Here is a 20,082-nt window from a genome sequence, read left to right as displayed (position 1 = left end):
TTGGTCGCCCGTCTGTGGGCAGGAAAACGCATTCTATATCGCAATTTTTGGTTTATTCCGGGGCTGCCCGACCCGTGAGGGTTAACCCCGACACCCGACTACGAGCGTCCATGCCTTTCGAGAACCGGCCGAACCGGGGCGACGAGGTCGTACTCGTCGGTCGGTCGAACGTCGGGAAGTCGACGCTGATGCGCGAGCTGACCGGCCATCGCTTCGACACCGGCGGGAAACCCGGCGTCACCCGGCAGCCCAACCACTACGACTGGGCCGGGCCGGACTTCATGTTCACCGACCTCCCCGGGTTCGGCTTCATGTCCGGCGTCGAAGAGGGGAAACGCGAGCAGATCAAGACCGACGTGGTCCGCTACGTCGAGGAGAACGCCGAGCAGATCATCGCCGGCGTGCTCGTCGTCGACGGGAAGTCGGTCATCGACATCATCGACCGCCACCAGGCCAACGGCGACATCCCCCACGACGTGGAGATGTTCCACTTCCTGCAGGACGTCGGGATCGACCCCGTCGTCGCAGTCAACAAGATGGACAAGGTCGACGACCGCGACGAGCGGCTGAACGACCTGTGTGATCGACTCGGCCTCTACCCGCCGTGGCAGCAGTGGCAGGAGACGATCTGTCCGATCACGGCCAAGAACGGCTCGATCGGGACGCTGGAGGAGGCGCTGGGCGATCGCTTCCGGGAAGCGAAACGCGAAGAACTGCTGCAGTTCGTCAGCTAATCGGCGCGCGATCAGTTGAGCGCGTCGCCGACTGCCGAACGGAGGTCCGGGCTGCGAAGCGGCTTTTCGCGGAACGTCAGGCCGTCGGTAGCGGCGGCGTCCTCGCGCACGACCGTCGAGGCCTCTCCCGCCAGCAGCACGACCGGCAGTTCACGTTCGAGCACGCCGTCGATCAGCGCGATCACGTCCTCGCTCACGGTCTCGGTGTCGACGACGACGGCGCCAACCGGGAGCGTTCCCGAAAGCACCGGGTTCAGCTCCTCGGGCGCCGTCGCGGCGGTGACCTCGTAGCCCGCGAGGGCGTCGGTCATCAGGTCGACGTTCCGGCTGTTCTCCCCTACGACAACCACACGGTTCGTATCGGCGAGAGTCCCCACTCCCCCCGACGCGGACTTGGATCCCATCGGTACTCGACCGGACACGAGCTACGGGCGTAAGTGTCTCACCTAATCAGTTAGGTCGCCGGCGGCCCCACAGCCGCGGCGACCGGGCCCACGGTGTTTCGGCGTTCCACAGTGTCCACACGGCAGTCCACAGTTCCGCGCAGCGATCCACAGGCGCCACGTCGGGGGTTACGCGAGCGCGTCGGCCACGAGCTCGCGGAACTGGTCGCTCCGGATCGGTTTCTGCTCGAAGGCCATCCCGTCGACGCCGGCGGCGTTACGCCGAACCGACGGGGAGGCGTCTCCCGAGAGCAGCACGACCGGTATCCCCTGCTCACGCACGTCCCGTACCAGTTCGGTCACCCCTCGGGTGACCGTCTCGGTGTCGACGACGACGGCGTCGACGAGGCTCGGCCCCGAGCCGAGGCGGTCACGGGCGCCGACGGGCGTCGCAGTCGCCACAGTCACTCCGGCGAGCGTCTCCCCCATCATCTCCGCGTTCCGCTGATTGTCCCCCACGATAACGACCCGGTCGGTGTCGGCGAGCGCCCCCGCACTCACCGACGTACAGTTCGAACCCATCGACGTACTCTGTCCAACAGCTACGCGGGGGAAAGCGGCCTACCTAATGCGTTAGGTGGATCGGATAACCCCGACCGACCGGGCGTGGCCGCCGGCTCGCGTAACGCTCTTCCGCGTCGCCCGCCCTCGTTCGGGCATGTCTGCGGTCACTGGTCCCCCGGCGGAGTTGGCCGAGCGCCGCGACGAGCTCACGCCGATGCTCCAGCAGTACGTCGACCGCTGTGCGGAGCACGACGACGCGCTCGTGCTGTTCCGAGTGGGGGATTTCTACAAGACGTTCTGCGGCATCGCCGAGGAGGTCGCGCGGCTCTGTGAGCTCACACTGATCGAGCGCGAGGACTCCACCGGCACCTACGCCGCGGCGGGAATCCCCGTCGACAACGCCGCGGAGTACATCGAGCGACTGCTCGACGCCGGCCACCGCGTCGCCGTCGCCGATCAGGTTGAGGACCCGAGCGAGGCGTCGGGCATCGTCGAGCGCGCCGTCACTCAGATCATCACCCCCGGCACCGTCGTCGACGACGAACTGCTCTCGCCCGACTCGACGTACGTGGCGGCGGTCGTCGGCGCCGATGCTGACACCGGTGACGCCCCGGCCTACGCCGTCGCCAGCGTCGACGTGTCCACCGGCGAGTGTCGGGTCGCGCCCGCCGCCGACCGTGCGGGCGCACGCGAAGAGGTCGCCCGTGTCGGGCCCGCCGAACTGATCTCGGGGCCGGGCACCCCCGAGGTGGATCCCGACTGCCCCGTCACCGACTGGGACGACGACGCCTTCGCCGTCGACGCCGCACGGGCGACCCTCGCGGAGTACGCCGACCCGGACCGGTTCGCGGCCGTGGAGGCCCGCGCGGTCGGCGGCCTGCTGGCGTACGCCGAGTACACGCAGGGCGACGACGGCTCGCTCGAGTACGTCTCGCGGGTGCGGCGCTACGACCCCGCCGACTGCCTGCGGTTGGACGCCGCCGCGCTCCGCAGCCTCGAACTGTTCGAGAACCGCGCCGGCGGCGACCGCGAGGGGGACACGCTGTTCGAGACGGTGAACGAGACGGTCTGTGCGCTCGGGCGCCGCCGGCTGGCGTCGTGGCTCCGCCGGCCGCTGGTCGATCGGGCGGCCATCGAGGGCCGTCTCGACGCCGTCGGGGAACTCTCGACGCGGACGCTGCTTCGCGAGGAACTCCGCGACGAACTGCGCGCAGCCTACGACCTCGAACGACTCGTCTCTCGCGTGTCCCGCGAGCGGGCGAACGCCCGGGACCTCCGCTCAGTCGCCCGGACGCTCTCGATCGTTCCGAACCTGAAAGCTGCCCTCGCGGACGCCGAATCGGATCGTCTCGGTCGGCTGCGGGACGACCTCGACGAACTCCGGGAGACGCGGGAGCTGATCGAGCGCGCCATCGCGGCGGACCCGCCACAGGAGATCACCGAGGGCGGCGTGATCGCCGACGGCTTCGACGAGGAACTCGACGAGGTCCGGTCGACCGAGCGCGAGGGTCGAGCGTGGGTCGCCGACCTCGAACAGCAGGAGCGGGAGCGAACCGGGATCGACAACCTCGAAGTCGGGCACAATCAGGTCCACGGCTACTACATCGAGGTGACCGACAGCCACCTCGATTCGGTGCCCGACGAGTACCGCCGGCGCCAGACCCTGAAGAACTCGGAGCGGTTCGTCACCCCCGAACTCCGCCGGCGCGAGGACGAAATCCTCGGCGCGGCCGAGCGCGCCGACGCGCTGGAGTACGACGTGTTCCGCGAGGTGCGCGCCGAGGTCGCCGAGGCCGCCGACCGACTGCAGGGCGTGGCCGACGACCTCGCCGATCTGGACGCGCTGCTCTCGCTTTCGACGGTCGCCGTCGGCCCAGACTTCTGTCGGCCAACGTTCCACGACGGCGACGAGGCCCTCGAAATCGAGGCCGGGCGCCACCCCGTCGTCGCTCGCGCGCAGGCGGAGTTCGTCCCCAACGACGCCGACCTGCCCGCGGGCGGCGTCGCGCTCATCACCGGCCCGAACATGAGCGGGAAGTCGACGTACATGCGCCAGGTCGGCCTGATCGCCGTGCTCGCACAGGCCGGCGGCTTCGTCCCCGCCCGCTCGGCGAGCCTCCCCGTGCTGGACCGGGTGTTCACCCGCGTCGGCGCCAGCGACGACATCGCCGGGGGCCAGTCGACGTTCATGCGCGAGATGAGCGAACTCACCGACATCCTCCACGACGCCACCGAGGACTCGCTGGTCCTGCTGGACGAAGTCGGTCGCGGGACCTCCACCGCCGACGGCCTCGCCATCGCCCGCGCGGCCACGGAGTTCCTCCACGACGAGGTGGGTGCCCGGACGCTCTTTGCGACGCACTACCACGACCTGACCGCGCTGGCCGACGAGCGCGAGGGCGTGTTCAACCTCCACTTCACGGCGATCCGGGACGGCGACGACGTGACGTTCCTCCACCGCGTCGACGACGGCCCCTCGTCGTCGTCGTACGGCGTCGAGGTTGCACGGATGGCCGGCGTGCCCGACTCCGTGGTCGAACGTTCGCGCGAACTGGTCGAGGCGACTGATGGCCACGAGCGCGCGCCAGCGGCATCGACGGCGCCGGCGGCGACCGACGGTGCAGGAACTGCAGATGGGGAGTCCGAAGCGGCATCCGACTCCTCGACGCCCCCGGGCCAGCAGACGCTGCCGGGAACCGAACCAGAGGGTGCGGCCGCCGACGGCGCGGACGCCCTCGCGGCCGAACTCCGCGAACTCGACCTCGCGAGGACGACGCCGCTGGAGGCGCTGAACCGGCTGCAGGAGCTACAGGACCGCGTCACGGACCGATGAGCGACACCCCCGCGGTGGAACGGCTGGACGACGCCACGGTCGACCGCATCGCCGCCGGCGAGGTGATCACCCGGCCCGAACGGGTCGTCGGCGAACTGCTGGACAACGCGCTCGACGCCGGCGCGGCCTCGGTCCGCGTCGAAGTCGACGGCGACGGCACCGAGCGACTCCGCGTCGCCGACGACGGCCACGGGATGGCTCGGGGGGACGCCGCGCGGGCGGTCGAGCGCCACGCGACCAGCAAACTCCGGGACGCGGCGGAGCTGCCGGCGACGACGAGCCTCGGCTTCCGTGGCGAGGCGCTGCCGAGCATCGCCGACGCCGGCCGACTCGAACTGGTCACCAGCGACGGGAGCGAACCGGGGACTCGACTCGTCGTCGACGGCGATGGGGGCAGCGAGGGACGAAGTCCCTCTGGTAGCCGGGCTTCGCCCGGCGACGTCCAGATCACCGACGCCGGCCGGGCACGCGGGACGACGGTGATCGTCCGTGACCTCTTCGCCGACCGCCCGGCCCGACTCGAAGCGCTCGGCGGCGCGGGCGCGGAGTTCGCGAAGGTCTCGGACCTCGTGGCGCGGTACGCACTGACCCGTCCCGACGTGTCGTTCTCGCTCGCCCACGACGGGCGGGACGTGTTCGAAACCCCCGGGAGCGGCGTCTACGAGGACACGCTGGCCGCGGTCTACGACCGCCACGTCGCCGCCGGGGCGACGACGTTCACCCACGAGACGACGCTCTCGGCTGGGGGTGAGGGACCGAACGGCGCCGCGCTCCACGTCGAAGGAGTCCTCGCGTCCCCCGCGACCACGCGTGCCGACCGCTCGCACTTGCGGACCGCGGTCAACGGCCGACCAGTCGTCAACGAGGGGCTCCGCCGCGCGGTCGAGCGCGGTTACGGCACGCTCCTCCCGAACGGGCGCCACCCCATCGCGGTCGTTTCGGTTTCGCTTCCCCCCGAAACAGTCGACGCGAACGTCCACCCGGCGAAAGCCGAGGTGGCGCTCGCGGCCCGCGAGGCCGTCGAAGCGGCCGTGGAAACCGGCGTCAACGACGCCCTGACGACGGCTGACCTCCGGCGCTCGGGCGAGGTGGCGATGGGGCTGGAAGAGTCACTCGAACCGGTCGACGCCGACTCCGCACTCGCCGACGCCGAGGTGCTCGGGCAGTTCCGCGAGACCTACCTGCTCTGTGTGGCGGGCGAGGAACTGCTGGTGATCGACCAGCACGCGGCCCACGAGCGGGTGAACTACGAGCGCCTGCGGGCCGCCGTCTCGGGGACGCCGATCGAACGGGTCGGAATCTCGCCGCCCGAAACCGTCTCGCTGTCGCCCGCCGAGGCCGCGGTCGTCGAGGAGCGCGCCGACGAAGTCGCGGCGCTGGGGTTCGAAGCCGACCCGTTCGGCGGGACGACGGTGAAACTCTCGACGGTACCGGCGCCGCTGGGTCGGCCCGCCGACTCGGCGGCGTTCCGGGAGGTCCTCGCGGCGCTCGCCCGCGGCGACGACCCCGCTGACGCCCGCGAGGCGGCGCTCGCCGACCTGGCCTGTCACCCGTCGCTGAAGGCGGGCGACACGCTGGAAGACGAACAGGCCCAGTCGCTCGTCCACCGACTCGGCCAGTGCGAGCAGCCGTTCGCCTGCCCGCACGGCCGGCCGACGGTGCTCAGCGTGAGCGCGGGGACGCTGGCGGCGGGGTTCGAACGGGAGTAACGGTCGCGTCGGTCGCTACCACTCTTTGCAGTCCGGGCAGACGAGCGCGTCGGGGTCGAGGTCGGGGGCGTCCGCGGCGCCACCCTCGCCGGCGCGCCACCGTTTCTCCACGGTCGCACCGCAGGCCGCACACGCCGCCCCGTGGGGCGTCGACGTGTAGGTGAAGGTGGGTTCGTCGAGGGGGTCGGCCGCCTCAGCGGAGCCTTCGTTGTCGGCCGCCGACGTGTCGTCGCCGTCGTCGCCGCCCGAGAAGTCCGTCAGGCTGGCGTCGTCGCTCATGGCTCGGCGTGGGGCCGGCGTGGGCTTAGCGTTGGCGTCCGCCGGAAGCGAACCCTTTTCAGTTCCCACGGGCCGACACCCGGGCATGAGCCCCGGACACCCGCTGCAGGGTATGACCGACCTCTGGGAGAACACCGTCGAGGACATGGAGGCCACCGCGGCCGAACTCCGGGAGGCCGGCTGGGAGACCGTCGAACTCCACCCCGGCGCGGTGACGCCGCTGCCCCGACTGGAGACCGAGGACGGCTACGAGGACGACCGAACGGGCTTCGACGTGATGGCCCCCGGCAACGAGTTCGCCGACGTGCAGGACGCCGTCGACGGCGCCGAGTTCGACGAGTACGAGGCGTACAACGCCCAGACCAACGGCGTCGTGTTCGCGGTTGTCGTGATGAAGGCCGAGGCCGCCGAACGGGCCGTTCTCATCCCGATCTACTACAAGGTCGATGACGCCGAGGAGACGGTCCGGCGGATCGAGGAGTCGGGCGAGAGCCGACTCTACGTCCGCCCCCTCGACGACAGCGAGCGCGTGCTGTTCGTCCAGCAACACCCCGAGGCGCTGCTTCCCGGCGAGGAGTAGGCCCCACCCCTCCGGAACGGGCGGTTTCGACGTGTTTTTCAGCCGCGGCCGAGATTTTCGGGTATGGCCGAACTCAATCTCGTCGTGTCGGACCCCGACACGGGTAAGACGTACCAGACGACGGTCGACGGACAGGACGCAAACCGATTCCTCGGGCGCTCGCTCGGCGACGAGGTCGACGGCGACGTGGTCGGGCTCTCGGAGTCCACCCTCGAACTCACCGGTGGCTCGGACGCCGCCGGCCGACCGATGCGCGCCGACGTGGCTGGCCCGAACCTCAAGCAGCTCCTGCTCGAGGACGGCGTCGGCTTCAAGCCCGAGAAGGACGGCGAGCGACGCCGAATCACGGTCCGTGGCGCCGAGTTCAGCGAGGAGTCCGCGCAGGTCAACGCCACCGCCCGCGGCGACGAGGACGTCGCCGCGGCGTTCGGCGAGGGCGACGACGACGGCGAGGAGTAAGTTCACACACGCTTTTCGATGGCCGACCGCATCCCCAGCGACCACGCCAGCGTTCACACCGAACGGGCCGAGGTGGCCCGCAGCGGCGGCACCCGGCGCCCCTGTCTGCGTCTCCCGAGCGCTCTCGACCTCGAACAGGGCTCGTTCGTCACGCTCGTCGTCGACGGCGAGGCACGCCACGCCGAGGTGCAGGGCGACAGCACTGGCCTGCTGATCCGCGGCGCCTACGACCTCAAAAGCGAGGCCCGTGACCCGGGTCGCGCCGAGAACCGCCTCGTGGAGTGGCTCCGCAACGTGGGTCGGGAGCCCGGCGACCCCGTCGAGATCGACGAGATCGAGGCCGGCGAGCGCTACGGCGTCCGACTCCCCGGCGAACGGGCGTTCTACCGCGACACCAGCGGGCCGGGTGGTTCGCTACAGGGGATCGCGGAAAGTCTGGATGGGGGGAGCGACGACGACGGCGACGACCCCTTCGACCTCGACTGACCGACTGCAACGCGGTCGCTTTTTCCCGCTCAGGCGCCTCGTCGGGGTATGAGCAAGCTCTCTGAGTTCCTCGCGGGCGAACGGCTGGAGGACGTGGCGCTGTTTCTCGCCGACGATCAGTTGGACGAGGCGGGCAAACTCGCAGACGCCGGCGAGGAGGTCGACGGCGGCGTCATGCTCGTCCGGCCGGGCGAGCAGGGGCGAAAGCTGTTCAGCGCCGGCACCGGGCAGGGCGCGATGGAGTTCGCCAAGGAAGCGATGGGCGAGGGCGGCAGCGTCAACGCCGACCTTGCGGGCGGGACCTGTCCCAAGGACGGCGACGGCGGGGAGCACACGGTCAAGTACGTCTTCGCGTTCGCCGAGGCCGAGAACCAGGAGGTCGGCGGGATGTACGGGGAGGGCGACGTGATGCACGCCTACGCGAAGTGTTCCTGCGGGGAGTCGTACTCCGAGAAGTGGATCGTGGGGAGTCGCGACGCGTAAGCCAGGCTACTCAACGCTCTCGCCGAGCCGAGGCATGACGTACGTGTAGCCGAGGGCCGTACCCAGACCCAACGTCACCCCCCAGACGAGGTGGCTCGCCAGCAGCGGGAGTGAGAAGTTGGGAACCGATGTGGGGATCCCGAGCAACTGAAGCCAGACCGGGGCGACGACGCTGGCGGCGACGGCCCAGACGAGCAGCCCCCAGACCACCCCGACGACGGCGTAGGTCGCAGTGGTGTTCCGGTACCGCTCCAGCACGAGCGAGAGCACGCCCACGTACGTGAACCCGAAGACGACGCTGTGGAACTCGTGGGTGAGCCAGCCGACGACGGGGTCCGCCGTCCCGTAGAAGACGCCGATACCCGCGACCGAGCCCCCCAAGAACCCCGAGACAACGCTGTAGGCGACACCGGCGACCAACGCTGCGGCACAGGCCACCACGAGGTGTGGGGCGGCGGGACGAACCCCTGCCAGGTCCGACCTGCTCGGTCGGACCTCGACCCCCTGGGGCTGGGCGCGGCTTAGCGTCACCGTCACCGTCGTACTGTCGTCGACGGCGGTGTCGATATTCCCCCCGTAGCTCGTGACGAGCAGTCGAACCACGTTCAGACCGAACCCGACCTTCGGGTTGTCGAACTCGTCGATATCGCCGGTCTCGAGCAGTGCTCGCTGGCTCTCGGGGAGCCCCGACCCGTCGTCGGTAATACTCACGGCGACGGTTGCCGGCGTCGTCTCGACGGTGACCGCCGGCGTCCGGTCCTCGCCGTGGACCACGGCGTTCTCGAGTAGGTTGGTGAAGACGAGCCCCAGCCGTTCGTTCGCGAACACGGTCACGTCATCGGGGACCGACTCGACCGAGACGTCCACGTCGGGGTAACGCTCGCCGATCGTCGCGATGCTCTCGTGGAGGTCCGCGCCGAGGTCACGTGGCGTCGGCCCGGGGCCGTTCCCCCCGCTGCTGTTGGTGAAGTAGCGCACCTCCTCGATCGTCTGTTGGATATCCGCCGCACGTTTGTCGATCACCGACATCCCGTTCGGGTGCTCCTCGGGGTCGACGCTGGCGTACCCCCGGATCACGCTCACGGCGTTGAGGACCTCGTGCCGGAGGAGTCGGTTGATGGTCACCAGGCGGTTGGTCTGTTCGCGGAGCACGCCCCGCTGGCGTCGGTTGCGTGCGGCGTACAGCCCGGTCAGCGTGCCGCCGATGCTTCCGCCGATGAGGAAGTTCGACAGATACGTCCGTGTCCGAGCGACCTCCACGGACAGCCGCCCGTCGGCGGTCGAGCCCGCCAGCGTCAGTCCGACCAACACCGCCATCGTGGCGAACCCGATCACAGCCCAGATCGTGGTCGTCCGGACCATCGCCCCGTCGACGTCGGCCACCGCCAGCGCCACGCCGAAGGCCGCCAGCCCGAGGCCGAGCGCGAGCGGCACGACACCCGCCAGGTAGAACTGGACGGTATCGTCGTAGAGCGCAAGCGTCACGGTGAATCGTGTGAGGAAGAACCCGAGTCCCGCGACGACGAGCCCGCCGTAGTTCAGGTGTTTCCCCATGGATGCACAACTACGCCCATATTGGACCAGAGGTAAAGAGTTCCCGGCGAAAACAGCCCGGTTTCGGCGTCGAGTGGTTCGCTCGGGGCGAATGCTGGACGTTCCTCCCGATCCGACGACCGGAGACAGGAACCGTCCCGGGATCGGCCGCCCGCCGTCGCTACTCCTCGACCAGTTCCTCGAACGCCCGTCGGATCACGGTCCGGGTCGCGCGACCCTCGCTGGTCCAGTGCTGGGCCATGTCGAGCATGTCGTCGTAGATGTCGGGCTTGCAGCCCGCGGCCTTCGGGTGGCCGCCGCCGTTGACCTGGCCGGCGACCTCGTGGCAGCGCTCGAAGCCTTCCGAGCCACGGATCGACGCGCTCCCGGAGGGTTTGACGATCACGGCGGCGTCACAGCCCTGCTCGCGGAGCGTCTCGGCGACCTCGTTCTGGGAACAGCGGCCGTAGGTGAAGCCGACGGTCCAGTCGCCGATCTCCCGGCGGTTCGCCCGCGAGACGGCGGCGTCGATGCGGCGCTCCTTCTCGACACGTCGGTGTTCGACGTAGTCGAGCACCGTCTCGGGGAGGGCGGCGCCGTACTCGCCGACGATGGTGGCGTACTCCTCCGGGCCGCTCCAGTAGGCGTAGTCCGCGAGGTCGTCGCTGCGTTCGTCCTGCTTGAGCCAGAGGTCGTGATCCCGGGTGACTTCCGCGAGTTCGGCGTAGCGCTCGTCGAACTCGTAGTCGAGCGAGCGCAGGGTCACGTCCGTCGTGCACTCCTCCTCGCTGTCGCCGATGACGAGGTCGACGCCGGCGTCGCGGACGCTCTGTTCGAGGTCAGCGTCCCACTGGTGGTGGTCGAACCACCGCACCTCGCCACAGCGCTCGACCAGCGCGTCGAGGTCCTCGGCGATGTACTCGAAGCTGTCCGGGCAGATGTCGCAGACGTAGGCGTCGGTGCCTTCCTCGACGTGCTTGGCGACCAGTTCCAGGGACTCCTCGATCTGTCCCGGCCCGGAGGCGACCAGCGCGACCGTCGAGCGCTCGTGGGGCTCCTCGTCCTCGCCCTTCTCGTCGTCATCGTCGTCCTCGTCGGCGGCGTCGCCGGCAACCTCCGCGGCCAGTTCCTCCTCGAAGGGAACCACGTCGAGGGCGGCGCCGCGGGCCTCGCGGATCAGGGCGACACAGCCCAGGCCGTCGGCGTCGGAGTCGGTGATGACCACGGCCTCGGCGCCGTCGACGGCCTCGGCGATGCGCTCCTCGGTTCGGTCCTCGGAGAGCGAGTCGGGGTAGAAAAAGCCCTTCCCGGGCAGCAGCGAGCGCCGGTGCAGGGAGAGTTCGCTCGTCTCGATGAGTTCGTCGTCCATACCGGACAGTCGCCCAGCCGGGGTATAAGGCCGGTGGAACGCCGGGCTAGGCGGGCGTTTCCGGCTCGGACTCGGCGTCGGTCGTCCCCTCGCCTTCGAGCTGTCGCACGGTCAGCACCGGGACGGGACAGCGCCGCACGACACGCTCGGCGACGCCGCCGATCAGGTAGCGGTTCTCGCCGTGGCGGCCGCGGGTGCCGGTGGCGACCACGTCGGCGCCGACCTCGCGGGCGTAGTCGGAGATGGTCGCTGCGGGCCGGCCCGACCGGACGGCGGTGGTGACGGCGCTCTCGGCGCGGGTCGCGACGCTCGCGACGGCGTCCTCGCCGTCGTCTTCGAGTGCGGCGCGGAGCTCCTCGCGGACGCTCTCCGGGGAACTCTCGACCTCGCGCTCGTCGACGACGAACAGGGCGTGCACGTCGGCGTCGAAGCGCTCGGCGAGGTCGAGCGCGACGCCGACCGCCCGCTGGACGCTCTCGGAGCCGTCGGTCGCGATGACGATGGTGTCGAACATACGCGTTCGTTCGGGCCCGGCGGCATAACTCCGACGGGCCTGATACGTGGTACGTAACGCGCCCGCGGTTGCAGAGCGGTGGGCGCCTCGCGGGCGCCGATGTGGCGCTCGCGGGGGAGGAAGAGGGATCCGGGGCTGTTCCGGGCCTCGTGCCCGGAACCGAGCGGTCACAAGTGGCCATGCGTCTCGATGCCGTCGCCGTCCCTGTCGCCGCCGACCGAGCTACCGTCCCAGAAGCGGCCACACCGCCGAAGCGTACCGACGCGTTCTCAGAAGCTACTTCCCCGCCCCGCTCACCCATCCAGCCATGCGTACCGACATCGGCAACGCGCTGGGCGGGGAGCCGTCCCTGACCCGCGACGCCCTCGACGAACTGGACGCCGACGTGGCCGCCGCCCACGAACGGATCGCCGACGGGATGGACGACGACGCGTTCGGCTACGCCGCGTTGAACCTTCCCGAGACCGCCGACCCCGACGCTATCCGGAACGCCGTCGCCCCCTTCGCCGACAGCGGGGCGGTGCTCACGGTCGGCATCGGCGGCAGCGCCCTCGGCGCCGCGACGCTCGCCAAGGGGCTGGAGAGCGACGTGGGCGCCTACTTCCTCGACAACGTCGACCCCGAGCACACGACGCGACTGCTCGACTCGCTCGACCTCTCCCGTACTACGGTCAACGTGGTCTCGAACTCCGGCACGACCGCCGAGACGCTCTCGAACTTCCTCGTCGTCCGCGAGGCGATGGAGCGCGACGGCGTCGACTGGACCGAGCGCACCTTCGTCACCACGGGGCCGAAGGGGAACCTCCGGAACCTCGCGGAGAAGCACGACCTGCCGGCGCTGGACGTGCCCGAGGGCGTTCCGGGGCGGTTCTCCGTGCTCTCGACGGTCGGGCTGGCGGTGGCAGCGATCCAGGGCCACGACATCGAGGCCGTACTCGCCGGCGCCGCCGACGAGCGCGACCGACTCGCGGGCTCGCTCTACGACTCGCCCGCCTACGCCTACGGCGCGACCAGCTACGCGCTGGCCGAACGCGGCGCCGTCACGAACGCGTTCATGCCGTACGCCGAATCGCTGGAGACGTTCGCCGAATGGTTCGCCCAACTCTGGGCCGAGAGCCTCGGCAAGGACGGGCAGGGCCAGACCCCCGCCCGGGCGCTCGGCGCGACCGACCAGCACTCCCAACTGCAGCTGTACCGCGCCGGCCCGCGGGACAAGCTGGTGACGCTCGTCCGACCCACAGAACGCGCCGACCGCGGGATTCCCGAAACCGATCTGGACGGCCTCTCCTACCTCGGCGGCTCCTCGCTCGGGACGCTGCTCGACGCGGAGTTCCGGGCGACCGAAGCCAGCCTGACGGCCGCCGACTGTCCGAACGTCCGGATCGAGATCGACCGCGTCGACGAGCGCGGGCTCGGCGAACTCCTGTTCGGGATGGAGGCCGCCTGCGTCTGCTACGGCGAACTCGCGGATCTCTCGACGTTCACCCAGCCCGCCGTGGAGTGGGGGAAGAAGGCCGCTCGCGGCCTGCTCGGCGGCGGCGAGTTCGAGGAGGCAGAGGCGGTTCGCGGGAAGGAACGGCTCGTCGTTGAGTAGGCGTCGACGCCGGCTGAACCACGACGGTGCCGGCGTCACCGAGCCTCCACGCCGGCCGAACCATACCATCGCCGGCGTCACCGACCGTCACCGCTTTGCCTGCCCGACTGCACGTTCCAACGATGAGTCAGACCTCCCGGCCCGAGCGTCCCATCTCCGGTCCGGCATTGCTCCGGACGATGCAGGCGTTCGTGCTGTTCGTCTCCGGCGTCCTCGGCGGCAGCGTCGGGGTGTCGCTGTGGGCGAGCGTCGCTCCGGGACTGGGCGTCGCCGCGGGGACGACCGCCTACGACATCCTGAACACGCTCGCGCAGTTCGTCGGCTTCGCCGCGCCGGTGGTGCTGTTCATCGCCGCCGCGGGTGATCGGGAGTTGCTCTCGTGGAAACTGCCGGACCGTCGGGGGGCGGCGGTCGCCCTCGGCGCCGCCGCCGTGCTCTACGTGCTCCAGATCGTGCTGTTGACCGCGTTCTCGCTGATCGACGTCTCCCCGTCCCAGAACCCGGCGACCGACCCCGCCGGCCGCGAGGCGGCGTACTTCCTGTTGATGATCCCCGTCTCGGTGTTCGTCGTCGGGCCCGCCGAGGAGCTGCTGGTGCGTGGCGGGATTCAGGGACTGCTGAAACGCGCGTGGGGCCCGTGGCCGGCCATCCTGGGGGCGAGCGCGCTGTTCGGGTCGCTACACTACATCGGAAGCGGGAGCGGGGCGATCGCCTACGTGGTGTTCTCGTTCCTGCTCGGCTCGCTGCTGGGCTATCTCTACGAGCGCACCGGGAACCTCGTCGTGCCGATGGTCGCCCACGGCGTGTACAACGCCGTCATCTACGCGATCCAGTACGTAACGTTCGGCTGAGAATCGAGCGGCGAGAATCAGGCGGGGTTCTTCCGTGCGAGGTCACTGCCACAGATCGGACAGCGTTCGCGGTCCTCGTCGAACTCGCGGCCACAGCCCGCACACTGGAACGTCCACTCGCGTTTCTCCTGGATCCCCTCGCGGGCGATGACCTGGACGTCGACGTCGAGTTTCTCGGCGACGTTCTGCATCGCGTAGTCGTCGGTGACCAGCGTGGCGTCGAGTTCGAACGCGGTGGCGAGCAGCCGCGTGTCGGTCTCGGATATCTCGCCGGCGTCGCCCGTCTCGGTTGCGGCCCGGCCCACGCGGTCGACCGTCTCGTCGGCCGGCAGGTGCATGTCCATCCCCGCGCCCTCCATCGCGTCGAAGCGGTACTCGGTCTCCCCCTGTAGCTCCTCTTTCACGAGGGGAATCGAGACCGTCTCGTCGTCGGTGTGGTACTCGTGGATGAACGCGGACGTGTCGAGGACCTCCATCTATCGCTGGATGACGATGTAGTCCTTCACGGCCTGCACCCGGGAGACCGGCACCCGGAACCGACCGCCTTCGTCGCGCTCGAAGTTCACTTTGCCGCGGGGCGTGTCCTCGTTGGGCGAGACGAGCAGGTCGTGGAGTTCGCCCGTCTTGAGGTCCATGGTGATGTTGTACAGCATGCCGAGCTCGGTGCCGTCCGAGCCCATGACTGCTTTCCCCGAGAGGTTCTCGGCGAGTATGTCGGCCATAGGCCCCAAAACAGGCCGTGGCGTGATAAACGCCACGGGGCCGGTCCACACGGTCGGCGGCGACGGCGGCGACGCTCGCGACCGTAGAGAGTCGAAACAGGTAACTGGCGCCCGCGATTCCTTCCAGTCAAGAGACGTTCTCTCGGTGATTTTCGATGCCTGACGCCAACCACGATACCGACGCCGACGTTGATCCCGGATCGCTCCGGACCCCCATCGTCGCCGTGCTCGGCCACGTCGACCACGGGAAGACGAGTCTGCTAGACAAGATCCGCGGTTCTGCCGTCAGCGAGGGTGAGGCCGGCGCCATCACCCAGCACATCGGCGCCACCGCCGTCCCCCTCGACACCGTCTCGTCGATGGCCGGCGACCTCGTGATGGCCGACGACTTCGACCTGCCGGGGCTGCTGTTCATCGACACGCCCGGCCACCACTCCTTCTCGACGCTCCGGGCCCGCGGGGGCGCACTCGCGGACATCGCCGTCCTCGTCGTCGACGTGAACGACGGCTTCCAGCCCCAGACCGAGGAGGCGCTGGACATCCTCCGGCGCACCGGCACGCCGTTCGTCGTCGCCGCGAACAAGGTCGACACCACCCCCGGCTGGAACCCCAAACCCGACAGCCCGGTGAAACAGACCTACGACGCCCAGTCCGACCGCGCCCGGCAGCGACTGGACGAGAACCTCTACGAGATCATCGGCCAACTCTCCGACGCCGGCTTCTCGGCGGACCTCTACTGGCGCGTCCAGAACTTCCAAGGTAACATCGGCGTCGTCCCCGTCTCGGCGATGACCGGCGAGGGAGTGCCCGACCTGCTGGCGGTGCTGATGGGGCTCTCCCAGCGCTACATGAAAAACGAGATGGAGATCGATCTGGGCGGCCCCGGGAAGGGGACGGTCCTCGAGGTGAAAGACGAGAAGGGGTTCGGCGCGACGCTCGACGTGGTGCTGTACGACGGTACCGTCACGGAGGGCGACCGCATCGTCGTCGGCGGCGTCGAGGGCCCCATCGTCACGGAGGTCCGCGCGCTGCTTCGCCCACGGGCGCTCTCGGAGATCCGGACCGAACAGGAGTTCGAACGGCTCGACTCCGTACAGGCCGCCTCCGGCGTGAAACTCGCGGCACCGGACCTCGACGACGCGATGGCCGGCGCGCCGGTCCGCGTGGTCCGTGGTCGCCCGCTCGAGGACGTGATCGAGGAGGTCGAGGCCGAACTCTCCGAGATCGAAGTCGAAACCGCAGAGCAGGGCGTCGTCGTCAAAGCCGACACGCTCGGCAGTCTGGAGGCGATGGCCAATGCGCTCCAGGAGGCCGAAATCCCGATCCTCCGGGCGGAGGTCGGCGATATCGCGCCGCGTGACGTGGCGGTCGCCAGCACCGCAAACGAGGCCGAGAACCGCGTGATTCTCGGGTTCAACGTCGACGTGCTCCCCGACGCCGAGCGCGAACTCGACCGGCAGGACGTTCGGCTGTTCAACCACGACGTGATCTATCAGCTCGTCGAGGACTACGAGGAGTTCGTCGAGGAACGCCAGCGCGAACAGCAGGAGACCGTCCTCGACAAGATCCACCGACCGGCCCGCTTCCGCATCCTGCAGGACCACACGTTCCGGCAGAACAACCCCGCGGTCGTCGGCGTCGAGATCCTCGCCGGCACCATCGAGAACAACCGCCGGGTGGCGAAGTTCGAGAACGGCGAGCCGACCCGGATCGGGGAGCTCTCCGGGATGCAGGAACAGGGCGAGGACGTGGACGAGGCCCGCGCGGGCAGCCGCGTCAGCATCGCCATCGACGGCCCGACGGTGGGTCGGGACATCGAGGAGGGCGACGAACTCTGGATCTACCTGCCCGAGAAACACGCGAAGATCCTCGAACAGGAACTCAAAGAGGAGATCCCGGCCGACGAGCGCGAGGCGCTGAACGCGTACCTGGAGAAGATGCGCAAGCGCGACCCCTTCTGGGGGAAGTAGCCCAGCCCCCACGTTCGCTCCCGCGGGCACGAAGCGTGATACCGCGACGGTGTAACGCCCACCCCGTCCGACACAAAGCATTTCCCGCGGAGCCACGGATCTCGCCCGTGAAACGCCGATCCCTCCTCGGCACGCTGGGCGTCGCCGGCGTGGCAGGCCTCGCGGGCTGTCAGGGCCTCCCCCGTCTCGGCGCGTCGACGACGCTCGGACGCCTGACGGTCAGCAACTGGGACGAACGGGAGAGCCACCGCTTCGGCCTCCGCGTCGACCGTGACGGCGAGACGGTCCACGAGTCGACCCACACCGTCGAGTCGAAAAGCGACGACGTGCTTCCCGGCGCCGTCGCCGACTGTACGTGGGACCCTCAAGACGGCGAGTACGTCGTCGCCGCCCGCGTCGATGGCGGGGAGTGGCAACGGTTCGACCTGCTCGACCGGGTCGATAGTTCGCCGGACTGCCTGACCGCGGCGGTCGACTACCGGCCCGACGGCCCGGCCGAGGAATCGTTCTCCGTCCGGGTTCGGGCGGACTGTGCGGAGTTCGAGGGGAGCGTCGGTAGCTGTGGGACCGACAGCGCGGCGCAGTGAGGACCGCGACGGCGACGCCCGACCGACGCGCGTCAGACACGTTTCAGGCTCGCGAGCGATGTCTGCCAACGCTTGAAGGTGATCTCTCCCGTACCGGTGTGTATGCCACAGTGCAGAGGACCGTACGCCGACAGTCGGACCGTACAGGAGTCCAACGGCGGCTACACCGTCTCCATCCCGAAGGAGATCGCCGAACGCTACGACCTGGAGAAGGGCGATCAGGTGTTCTGGACGGACTCCCCGGACGACGAGACGCCACAGTTCCTGCCGCCCGAAGAGCTCTGAAGCCCGCCCCCGCGGGTCACCCGTTCCCTCGACTCGTCGCCGATCCATCCCCGTGGGTCGGCCTTTTACCGTTCAGTTCCGCTCCGTAGCGTCGCCGCTCGTTCCCTTGTTCAGCCGAAAAGTTCCTCGCGGGGTTTCCCTATCCTGCTACTCGCGGCTCACGGGGTTCGCCGCTCGTCGTTCCGAGACGACCGGCGGTCGTCTCGCTACTCGTCGCCGACGGCGCTCTCACTCACCGGGTCGTGACCCTCGACGACCTCCTGCCCGCCCATGTAGGGCTGGAGCGCCTCGGGCACGTCGACGGTGCCGTCCTCGTTCTGGTAGTACTCCAGAATCGCCACGAGCACGCGCGGGACGGCGACGCCCGAGCCGTTGAGCGTGTGGAGGTACTCCGCCGACTCGTGCTGTTCGGGGCGGTACTGGATCCCCGCCCGCCGGGCCTGGAAGTCCCGGAAGTTCGACACCGACGAGACTTCGAGCCAGCGGCCACCCTGCTCGGGGCCCTCGGCCATGTCGTCGCCGGGCGCCCAGACCTCGATGTCGTACTTCTTGGCCTGCGTGAACCCGAGGTCGCCCGTACACATCTCCAGAATCCGGTAGGGGAGCCCGAGCGCCTGCAGGACCGACTCGGCCTCGCTCACGAGCCCCTCGAAGCGCTCGTCGCTCTCCTCCGGGCGGACGAAGTTGACCATCTCCACCTTGTTGAACTGGTGGACCCGGACGATCCCACGGGTCTCGGTGCCGTGTTCGCCAGCCTCCTGGCGGAAGTTGGGCGAGTAGGCCTGGTACTTCAGCGGCAGGTCGTCGTCGAGCAGGATCTCGTCGCGGTGGAGGTTCGTGACCGGGACCTCGGCGGTCGGGAGCAGCCAGAGGTCGTCGTCGTCGTACGGTTCGTCGTGGCTCCCCTCCAGCCGATAGGCGTCCTGGGTGAACTTCGGGAACTGGCCGGTGCCCTCCATCGAGCGGCTGTTAACCGGGATCGGCGGGAACACGTCGGTGTACCCCTGTTCACGGTGAGTTTCGAGGAAGAACTGGATCAGCGCGTGTTCGAGGCGGGCGCCCTCGCCTTTGGCGAAGTAGTAGCCGCCGCCGCTGACTTTCGCGCCGCGCTCGAAGTCGAGGATGTCGAGTTCCTCGCCGAGGTCGTAGTGGGGCGTCACCTCGTCGGGGAGGTCACGCAGATCGTCGAACCCCTCGCGGCGGCGCTCGACGTTCTCGCTCTCGTCGGCACCGCGGGGCACGTCCTCGTCGGGGAGCATCGGGATGTGGAGCATCGCCTCCTCGAGTTCGGCTTCGAGGTCGTCGGCGCGGTCCTCGATCTCGTTCAGTCGCGCCTTGAGGTCGCTCGATCGCTCGATGGCTTCCTCGGCTTCCTCCTCCTTGCCCTCGCGTTTGAGTTCGCCGATGCTCCGGCTGACCTCGTTGCGCTCGTGGCGGAGTTCGTCGCCCTCGCCTTTGAGTTCGCGCCACTCGTCGTAGACCGCGAGAATCTCGTCGACGTCGACGTCGTCGACGCCCTTCGCGTCGAGTGCGTCCCGGACGCGCTCGGGCTCCTCTCGGAGGGTCCGTCTGCTGATCATGGCCCGATTTCTCGGTGATTCGGGAAAACCGTGTCGGGTCCGTGGGAACCGATGGCGGTAGTGGTCACCGGCATCGTGGGAACCGATGGCGGTAGCGGTCACCGGCATCGTGGGAACCGATGGCGGTAGCGATCACCTCCCTCGTGGAAACCGGTTCCGTCAGTCGCCGCTCCGCCTCAGTCGTGGGCCGCGAAGAAGACGTCGAGGCCGTTGCGGGTGATCCGCACGTCGATCGTTCCGGGGCCGGTCACGTCGACCTCTTCGAGGAGGTCGTAGGGGCCGGCGACGACCTCGACCCGGACCGGGATCGGTGGCTCACCCTCGGGCGGCGAGGGGGCCACGTCGCCGACGATGGGACGGGAGCCGGGTGGGATCGTCCCCTCGTAGTCCGGTTCCGGCGGGTCGTCGGGGTCGTACTCGGCGACCGGCGTCACCGTCGCGGTCACCTCCTGGGCGCCGCTGCTGCGGTTCTCGATCGCCAACTCCACGTCGGTGTTCGTCAGCACCGTACAGCCGGAGAGCGCGAGCAGGGGGAGCGGCAGGAACGCGCGGCGTGAGAGCGCCATC

Annotated in this window: 22 protein-coding genes; 12 read left to right on the top strand and 10 right to left on the bottom strand. The window is 69.4% G+C overall.

Going from position 1 to position 20,082, the window contains the following annotated elements:
* Positions 1–110: 110 nt before the first annotated feature.
* Complete coding sequence (gene engB / locus NO998_RS01165; RefSeq protein WP_267645156.1) at positions 111–734, top strand: GTP-binding protein EngB; 624 nt, start codon at positions 111–113, stop codon at positions 732–734.
* 11 nt (positions 735–745) lie between these two features.
* Here the strand turns inward: engB and NO998_RS01160 are convergent, their stop codons facing one another.
* Positions 746–1,138, bottom strand: coding sequence for an ANTAR domain-containing protein (locus NO998_RS01160; RefSeq protein WP_267645155.1), 393 nt, complete (start codon positions 1,136–1,138; stop codon positions 746–748).
* Positions 1,139–1,306: 168 nt separating this feature from the next.
* Positions 1,307–1,699, bottom strand: a complete 393-nt coding sequence (locus tag NO998_RS01155) for a response regulator (RefSeq protein ID WP_267645154.1) — start codon at positions 1,697–1,699, stop codon at positions 1,307–1,309.
* 136 nt (positions 1,700–1,835) lie between these two features.
* Here NO998_RS01155 and mutS point away from each other — a divergent pair, with 136 nt between their 5' ends.
* Positions 1,836–4,514: a DNA mismatch repair protein MutS gene (gene mutS, locus NO998_RS01150; RefSeq protein WP_267645153.1), complete on the top strand. Its 2,679-nt coding sequence runs from the start codon at positions 1,836–1,838 to the stop codon at positions 4,512–4,514.
* Positions 4,511–6,223: a DNA mismatch repair endonuclease MutL gene (mutL, locus tag NO998_RS01145; protein WP_267645152.1), complete on the top strand. Its 1,713-nt coding sequence runs from the start codon at positions 4,511–4,513 to the stop codon at positions 6,221–6,223. Before mutS ends, mutL begins: the two co-directional genes overlap by 4 nt.
* A 15-nt stretch (positions 6,224–6,238) precedes the next feature.
* On the opposite strand, the gene NO998_RS01140 is transcribed toward mutL, so the two are convergent.
* Positions 6,239–6,502 carry a DUF7573 domain-containing protein gene (locus NO998_RS01140; protein WP_267645151.1) on the bottom strand — a complete coding sequence of 88 codons (264 nt, stop codon included), beginning with the start codon at positions 6,500–6,502 and terminating at the stop codon, positions 6,239–6,241.
* Between the two features lie 85 nt (positions 6,503–6,587).
* Between NO998_RS01140 and NO998_RS01135 the strand changes: the two genes are divergently transcribed.
* The 4 genes from NO998_RS01135 to NO998_RS01120 all read left to right on the top strand — a co-directional run bounded on the left by NO998_RS01135 (position 6,588) and on the right by NO998_RS01120 (position 8,510).
* A complete protein-coding gene (locus NO998_RS01135; protein WP_267645150.1) occupies positions 6,588–7,082 on the top strand; it encodes a DUF7529 family protein in 495 nt (164 codons plus the stop codon).
* A 63-nt stretch (positions 7,083–7,145) separates the two neighbouring features.
* Positions 7,146–7,541 carry a 30S ribosomal protein S6e gene (locus tag NO998_RS01130; RefSeq protein WP_267645149.1) on the top strand — a complete coding sequence of 132 codons (396 nt, stop codon included), beginning with the start codon at positions 7,146–7,148 and terminating at the stop codon, positions 7,539–7,541.
* A gap of 18 nt (positions 7,542–7,559) precedes the next feature.
* Complete coding sequence (locus NO998_RS01125) at positions 7,560–8,027, top strand: DUF7112 family protein (protein ID WP_267645148.1); 468 nt, start codon at positions 7,560–7,562, stop codon at positions 8,025–8,027.
* Between the two features lie 48 nt (positions 8,028–8,075).
* Entirely contained in the window at positions 8,076–8,510 is a 435-nt protein-coding gene (locus NO998_RS01120; protein WP_267645147.1) for a DUF5807 family protein, read from the top strand.
* A 6-nt stretch (positions 8,511–8,516) separates the two neighbouring features.
* Here the strand turns inward: NO998_RS01120 and NO998_RS01115 are convergent, their stop codons facing one another.
* The 3 genes from NO998_RS01115 to NO998_RS01105 form a co-directional block, all read right to left on the bottom strand.
* Complete coding sequence (locus NO998_RS01115; RefSeq protein WP_267645146.1) at positions 8,517–10,064, bottom strand: sensor histidine kinase; 1,548 nt, start codon at positions 10,062–10,064, stop codon at positions 8,517–8,519.
* A gap of 160 nt (positions 10,065–10,224) precedes the next feature.
* Positions 10,225–11,412, bottom strand: a complete 1,188-nt coding sequence (locus NO998_RS01110) for a DHH family phosphoesterase (protein ID WP_267645145.1) — start codon at positions 11,410–11,412, stop codon at positions 10,225–10,227.
* A 46-nt stretch (positions 11,413–11,458) separates the two neighbouring features.
* A complete protein-coding gene (locus NO998_RS01105; protein WP_267645144.1) occupies positions 11,459–11,926 on the bottom strand; it encodes a universal stress protein in 468 nt (155 codons plus the stop codon).
* A 307-nt stretch (positions 11,927–12,233) separates the two neighbouring features.
* Here NO998_RS01105 and NO998_RS01100 point away from each other — a divergent pair, with 307 nt between their 5' ends.
* Together NO998_RS01100 and NO998_RS01095 are read left to right on the top strand one after the other, a co-directional pair.
* The gene (locus tag NO998_RS01100) at positions 12,234–13,520 is read left to right on the top strand and encodes a glucose-6-phosphate isomerase (protein WP_267645143.1); all 1,287 of its coding nucleotides are present in this window, start codon (positions 12,234–12,236) and stop codon (positions 13,518–13,520) included.
* A 122-nt stretch (positions 13,521–13,642) separates the two neighbouring features.
* Positions 13,643–14,371, top strand: a complete 729-nt coding sequence (locus NO998_RS01095) for a CPBP family intramembrane glutamic endopeptidase (protein WP_267645142.1) — start codon at positions 13,643–13,645, stop codon at positions 14,369–14,371.
* Positions 14,372–14,388: 17 nt separating this feature from the next.
* Here the strand turns inward: NO998_RS01095 and NO998_RS01090 are convergent, their stop codons facing one another.
* Positions 14,389–14,847: an NOB1 family endonuclease gene (locus NO998_RS01090; RefSeq protein ID WP_267645141.1), complete on the bottom strand. Its 459-nt coding sequence runs from the start codon at positions 14,845–14,847 to the stop codon at positions 14,389–14,391.
* The gene (locus NO998_RS01085) at positions 14,848–15,093 is read right to left on the bottom strand and encodes a PRC-barrel domain-containing protein (RefSeq protein ID WP_267645140.1); all 246 of its coding nucleotides are present in this window, start codon (positions 15,091–15,093) and stop codon (positions 14,848–14,850) included.
* 155 nt (positions 15,094–15,248) lie between these two features.
* Here NO998_RS01085 and infB point away from each other — a divergent pair, with 155 nt between their 5' ends.
* The 3 genes from infB (at position 15,249) to NO998_RS01070 (ending at position 17,935) form a co-directional block, all read left to right on the top strand.
* Complete coding sequence (gene infB, locus NO998_RS01080) at positions 15,249–17,063, top strand: translation initiation factor IF-2 (RefSeq protein WP_267645139.1); 1,815 nt, start codon at positions 15,249–15,251, stop codon at positions 17,061–17,063.
* Between the two features lie 107 nt (positions 17,064–17,170).
* Positions 17,171–17,650 (top strand): hypothetical protein, encoded by a 480-nt coding sequence (locus NO998_RS01075; RefSeq protein ID WP_267645138.1) that lies wholly within the window; start codon positions 17,171–17,173, stop codon positions 17,648–17,650.
* Between the two features lie 102 nt (positions 17,651–17,752).
* Positions 17,753–17,935, top strand: coding sequence for an AbrB/MazE/SpoVT family DNA-binding domain-containing protein (locus tag NO998_RS01070; protein ID WP_267645137.1), 183 nt, complete (start codon positions 17,753–17,755; stop codon positions 17,933–17,935).
* A gap of 206 nt (positions 17,936–18,141) precedes the next feature.
* On the opposite strand, the gene serS is transcribed toward NO998_RS01070, so the two are convergent.
* Both serS and NO998_RS01060 read right to left on the bottom strand, forming a co-directional pair.
* The gene (gene serS, locus NO998_RS01065; RefSeq protein WP_267645136.1) at positions 18,142–19,515 is read right to left on the bottom strand and encodes a serine--tRNA ligase; all 1,374 of its coding nucleotides are present in this window, start codon (positions 19,513–19,515) and stop codon (positions 18,142–18,144) included.
* Positions 19,516–19,691: 176 nt separating this feature from the next.
* Positions 19,692–20,081: a hypothetical protein gene (locus NO998_RS01060; protein ID WP_267645135.1), complete on the bottom strand. Its 390-nt coding sequence runs from the start codon at positions 20,079–20,081 to the stop codon at positions 19,692–19,694.
* Position 20,082: the final 1 nt, after the last annotated feature.

Origin of the sequence: Halolamina litorea (assembly GCF_026616205.1) — an archaeon.
In the GTDB taxonomy this organism is placed as follows: Archaea; Halobacteriota; Halobacteria; order Halobacteriales; family Haloferacaceae; genus Halolamina; species Halolamina litorea.
Note: the sequence above shows the minus strand (reverse complement) of the source record. Positions and strands in the feature narration are given on the sequence as shown.